This window comes from Bradyrhizobium sp. (assembly GCF_019244115.1).
In the GTDB taxonomy this organism is placed as follows: domain Bacteria; phylum Pseudomonadota; class Alphaproteobacteria; order Rhizobiales; family Xanthobacteraceae; genus Bradyrhizobium.
The window spans coordinates 1-4,840 of sequence record NZ_JAFATE010000907.1; the positions used below are offsets into that span (position 1 = coordinate 1).

Below are 4,840 nucleotides of genomic sequence, written 5' to 3' on the forward strand. Positions count from 1 at the left end.
CGCACTGCCGCGCCACGCCAATGTGATCGACTTCGCCTATGCCGTTCATACCGACGTCGGCAACAGCGCGGTCGGCTGCAAGATCAACGGCAAGTTCGCGCCGCTGTCCTCGGAGCTGCAGAACGGCGACGAGGTGGAGGTGCTGACCTCGGAGGCGCAGGGCGCGCCGCCGGCGGTCTGGGAGCAGCTTGCAGTGACCGGCAAGGCGCGCGCGGCGATCCGGCGTGCGACCCGCACCGCCGTGCGCGACCAGTATGCCGGGCTTGGCCGGCGCATCGTCGAGCGCCTGTTCGAGCGCGCCAAGCTCGATTATGCCGACGACAAGCTGAAGGGCGCGCTGCCGCGCCTGGCGCGCGCCTCGATCGAGGATGTCATGGCCGCGGTCGGCCGCGGCGAGATGAAGGCCTCCGACGTCGCGCGGGCCATGTATCCCGACTACAAGGAGGAGCGGGTCGCGCGCTACGGCGCCGCCAAGAAGGCCAGTCTGGCCGTCAAGCTCAAGCTGAAATCGCCGCCGGATCCGGCGCGCAGCCCGTCGGCGATTCCGGTGCGCGGCATCAATTCCGATCTTCCCGTAAAATTCGCGCCGAATGGCGGCGCGGTTCCGGGCGACCGCATTGTCGGGATTGTCTCGCCGGGCGAGGGGATCACGATCTATCCGATTCAGTCACCGGCCTTGAAGGACTTTGACGACGAGCCCGAGCGCTGGCTGGACGTGCGCTGGGATGTTGACGAGACCATTCCGCAGCGGTTCCCGGCGCGGATCCTGGTTCACAGCGTCAACGAACCCGGCAGCCTCGCCCAGGTCGCGACCGTCATCGCCGAACATGACGGCAATATCGACAATATCAGCATGCACCGGCGTTCTCCCGATTTCACGGAAGTCACCATCGATCTCGAAGTCTACGATCTGAAGCACCTGAGTGCGATCATCGCCCAGTTGCGCGCCAAGGCGGTGGTGGCGAAGGTCGAGCGGGTCAATGGGTAGCTCTGCAAGAAGCGCTGTTGTGTCGCTGCGGGGCCTGACGCCATATCGGGCCGTCCGCTAAAGAGATATTCGCGAGTCCGTGATGTCAAAAACTCCTCCGCTGCGCCTCGGTGTCAATGTCGACCATGTTGCGACCCTCCGCAATGCGCGGGGCGGACGCCATCCCGATCCGGTGCGGGCCGCGCTCACCGCGATCGCGGCCGGGGCGGACGGCATCACCGCGCATCTGCGCGAGGACCGCCGGCACATCCGCGACGACGACATGGCGCGACTGAAGGCGGAGATCGACAAGCCGCTCAATTTCGAGATGGCGGCGACCGACGAGATGCTGAAGATCGCGCTCAAGACCGCGCCTCACGCGGTCTGCCTGGTGCCGGAGCGGCGCCAGGAGGTGACGACGGAAGGCGGGCTCGACGTGGTCGGCCAGCACAATTCTCTAAAACCCTTCATCGCGCGGCTGAATGACGCCGGCATCCGCGTCTCGCTGTTCATATCAGCCGATCCGCACCAGATCGAGATGGCCGCAAGCTTGCGCGCGCCCGTGATCGAGATCCACACCGGCGCCTGGTGCGATGCGACGGTTGCTGGCGAAACTGCCAAAGCGGAAGCTGAATTTGCCCGAATCATTACTGGAGCCGGGCTCGCCCGCGCGGCCGGTCTCGAGGTTCACGCCGGGCATGGCCTCGACTACGGCACCGCCGAGACGATTTCCAAGCTGCCGGAGATCATGGAACTCAACATCGGCCACTTCATGATCGGCGAAGCGCTATTCGCTGACCTGACCGAAGTGGTCAGGACCATGCGCGCGGCCATGGATCTGGGCCGGAGCTTCGCTGCTCCGCTGTCCTGAGGTGGTGGAGGGCGGCAGGCGAGGTTAATCCAAGGAGGGCACTCACCGCATGATCATCGGCATCGGTTCCGATCTGATCGACATTCGCCGCGTCGCCAAGGTGATCGAGCGGCATGGCGACCGGTTCCTCGATCGCATCTTCACCGAGGCCGAGCGCGCCAAGGCGGCGCGCCGAGCGAAGAACGAGAACATGGTGGTTGCGACCTATGCCAAGCGATTCGCGGCCAAGGAGGCCTGTTCCAAGGCACTGGGTACCGGAATCCGCCGCGGCGTCTGGTGGCGTGACATGGGCGTCATCAATCTGCCGGGTGGCCGGCCATCCATGCAACTGACCGGCGGCGCGCTGGCGCGGCTGAAGCAGCTGACGCCGGACGGACTTGAGGCTCGGATCGACCTAAGTATCACAGACGATTGGCCGCTCGCGCAGGCTTTCGTCATAATTTCGGCGGTCAACAGGGGCAACTCCTAGCTGATGATTCCGCGCCGCCTGCGCCGGCGCGACTGAAACTAAAAATGTTTTGTTTTTCAGCTGCTTGTGAAGTTCTGTTGCAGCCGTTTGTTGCGCGGCTCAAGACAAACGTCTACAAGTTTGCGCGGAAAGAATGGCCGACAGAAGGGGCGGATTTAGCCTTTGCGCCGGAGTTGGCCGCCGTTATCAGAATTGGGCTCGATTCCTCCGACGCGAAGCTTTAGCGCTGTTCGCGCCGTGGGGGTCTTGCTGTCATTGCGGGGCTGCGCAATCGCGCTGCGGGGATTGGGAACGTCATGAGCGTGACATCCGGAACAAAGACTGAGAGCGGCCTGGGCGAGACCATTCGCGTCGTTATCCACGCGTTGCTGATCGCGCTGGTGATTCGCACCTTCCTGTTCCAGCCCTTCAACATTCCCTCGGGGTCGATGAAGGCGACGCTGCTGGTCGGCGACTATCTCTTCGTCTCGAAATATTCGTACGGCTACAGCCATTATTCGATTCCGCTGTCGCCGCCGCTGTTCTCCGGCCGCATCTTCGGCTCGGAGCCCTCGCGCGGCGACATCGTCGTGTTTCGCCTGCCGAAGGACGACACCACCGACTACATCAAGCGCGTGATCGGCCTGCCGGGCGACCGCATCCAGATGAAAGAAGGCCTGCTCTATATCAATGAGAAGCCGATCCAGCGCGAGCGACTTCCCGATTTCATCGGCGAGGACCCCTGCGGCAACGAAGCGACCGCCCGGGTCAAGCGCTGGCGCGAGACGCTGCCGAACGGGGTCAGCTACGAGTCGCTGGATTGCGTCGACAACGGCTTTTACGACAACACCAATGTCTACACCGTCCCGCCCGGGCACTTCTTCATGATGGGGGACAACCGGGACAATTCGACGGACAGTCGCGTGCAGTCGGCAGTAGGCTATGTGCCGCTGGAAAATGTCGTCGGCCGCGCCCAGATGATCTTCTTTTCCATTGCCGAAGGCGAGCATGCCTGGGCTTTCTGGCGCTGGCCGGTGTCGGTGCGCTGGAACAGGCTGTTCAAAATCGTGCGATGAAAGACGAAACGCCTGACATCAAGACCACGGAGGCCGCAGGCCCGCTGCGCCAGACGGCGGTGAGCGGCGCCGAGGGCGCCGCGCCGCGCAAGAAGCGCAGCCGCGCCAGCGCCAAGGCCGCGACCGCCGCGCTCGAGGCGCGCATCGGGCACAAGTTTGCCGATGCCAACCTGCTCGCGACCGCGTTCACGCATGTCTCCGCGTTGAAGTCGTCGCGCAAGCGCGGCGACAGTTATCAGCGCCTGGAGTTTCTCGGCGATCACGTGCTCGGATTGATCGTGTCCGACATGCTGTACCGCGCCTTTCCCGGCGCCGACGAGGGCGAACTGTCGAAGCGCCTGGCCGACCTCGTGCGCAAGGAGAGCTGCGCGGACGTGGCAAAATCGCTCGGCCTGCTCGACGACATCAAGCTCGGTGCGGTCGGGGCTGGTGCCGGCGCACGGCTGCGCAAATCCGTGCTCGGCGACGTCTGCGAGGCGGTGATCGGCGCGATCTTTCTCGACGGCGGCTATGCCACTGCTGCCGAATTCGTCGAGCGCAACTGGACCGAGCGGATGCATAAGCCGCGGCGGCCGCTGCGCGATCCGAAGACCGTGCTGCAGGAATGGGCGCAGGGCAAGGGATTGCCGACGCCGGTCTATCGCGAGGTCGAACGCACCGGACCGCACCATGATCCCTTGTTTCGCGTCGTCGTCGATCTGCCGGGGCTCGCGCCCGCGGAAGGCGTCGGCGGCAGCAAGCGGGCCGCGGAGAAGGTCGCAGCCTCCGTCATGATCGAACGCGAAGGCGTCGGCGGCGCCAGCAATGATGGCTGATCAGGACGCGGCGAGGGTGCCGCCGGCCGAGACCCGCTGCGGCTTCGTGGCGCTGATCGGCGCCCCCAATGTCGGCAAGTCGACCCTCGTCAACGCGCTGGTCGGCTCGAAAGTCACCATTGTGTCGCGCAAGGTGCAGACGACGCGGGCGCTGATACGCGGCATCGTGGTTGAAGGCCACAGTCAGATCATCCTGGTCGATACGCCCGGCATCTTCGCGCCGCGGCGGCGGCTGGACCGCGCCATGGTCTCGACCGCCTGGAGCGGCGCGCATGACGCAGACCTCGTCTGCGTGCTGCTGGATGCGAAAGCGGGCATCGACGAGGAAGCCGATGCTATCCTTGAGCGGCTGTCGGACGTCGCCCACGAGAAGATCCTGGTGCTCAACAAGATCGATCTGGTCCCACGCGAAAGGCTGCTGGCGCTGGCGAAAGCGGCCGACGACCGGCTTCCCTTCGCCGGCACCTTCATGATCTCGGCCTTCTCCGGCGATGGTGTCAGTGACCTCAGGGCGACGCTCGCTGTGCGGATGCCGGTCGGGCCCTTCCATTATCCCGAAGACCAGATGTCGGATGCGCCGATGCGGCAGCTCGCGGCCGAGATCACGCGGGAGAAGATCTACCAGCGGCTCCATCAGGAGCTGCCTTACCAATCCACCGTCGA

6 protein-coding genes are annotated in these 4,840 nt (G+C 64.8%); all 6 read left to right on the forward strand.

Translation table 11 applies throughout. The features are described from left to right. A partial coding sequence (locus JOZ76_RS37625; protein WP_291706426.1) for a RelA/SpoT AH/RIS domain-containing protein occupies nt 1-988 on the forward strand: 988 nt, incomplete at its 5' end. An 82-nt stretch (nt 989-1,070) separates the two neighbouring features. After that, the gene (locus JOZ76_RS37630; RefSeq protein WP_291706427.1) at nt 1,071-1,838 is read left to right on the forward strand and encodes a pyridoxine 5'-phosphate synthase; all 768 of its coding nucleotides are present in this window, start codon (nt 1,071-1,073) and stop codon (nt 1,836-1,838) included. 49 nt (nt 1,839-1,887) lie between these two features. Continuing rightward, on the forward strand, nt 1,888-2,307 hold the full coding sequence (acpS, locus tag JOZ76_RS37635) for a holo-ACP synthase (protein WP_291706428.1): 420 nt from the start codon (nt 1,888-1,890) through the stop codon (nt 2,305-2,307). 296 nt (nt 2,308-2,603) lie between these two features. Next, on the forward strand, nt 2,604-3,362 hold the full coding sequence (lepB, locus tag JOZ76_RS37640) for a signal peptidase I (protein ID WP_291706429.1): 759 nt from the start codon (nt 2,604-2,606) through the stop codon (nt 3,360-3,362). Beyond that, entirely contained in the window at nt 3,308-4,177 is an 870-nt protein-coding gene (gene rnc, locus JOZ76_RS37645; RefSeq protein WP_441300168.1) for a ribonuclease III, read from the forward strand. The genes lepB and rnc overlap by 55 nt, the downstream gene beginning before the upstream one ends. After that, a partial coding sequence (era, locus tag JOZ76_RS37650; protein ID WP_291706431.1) for a GTPase Era occupies nt 4,167-4,840 on the forward strand: 674 nt, incomplete at its 3' end. The genes rnc and era, both read left to right, overlap by 11 nt.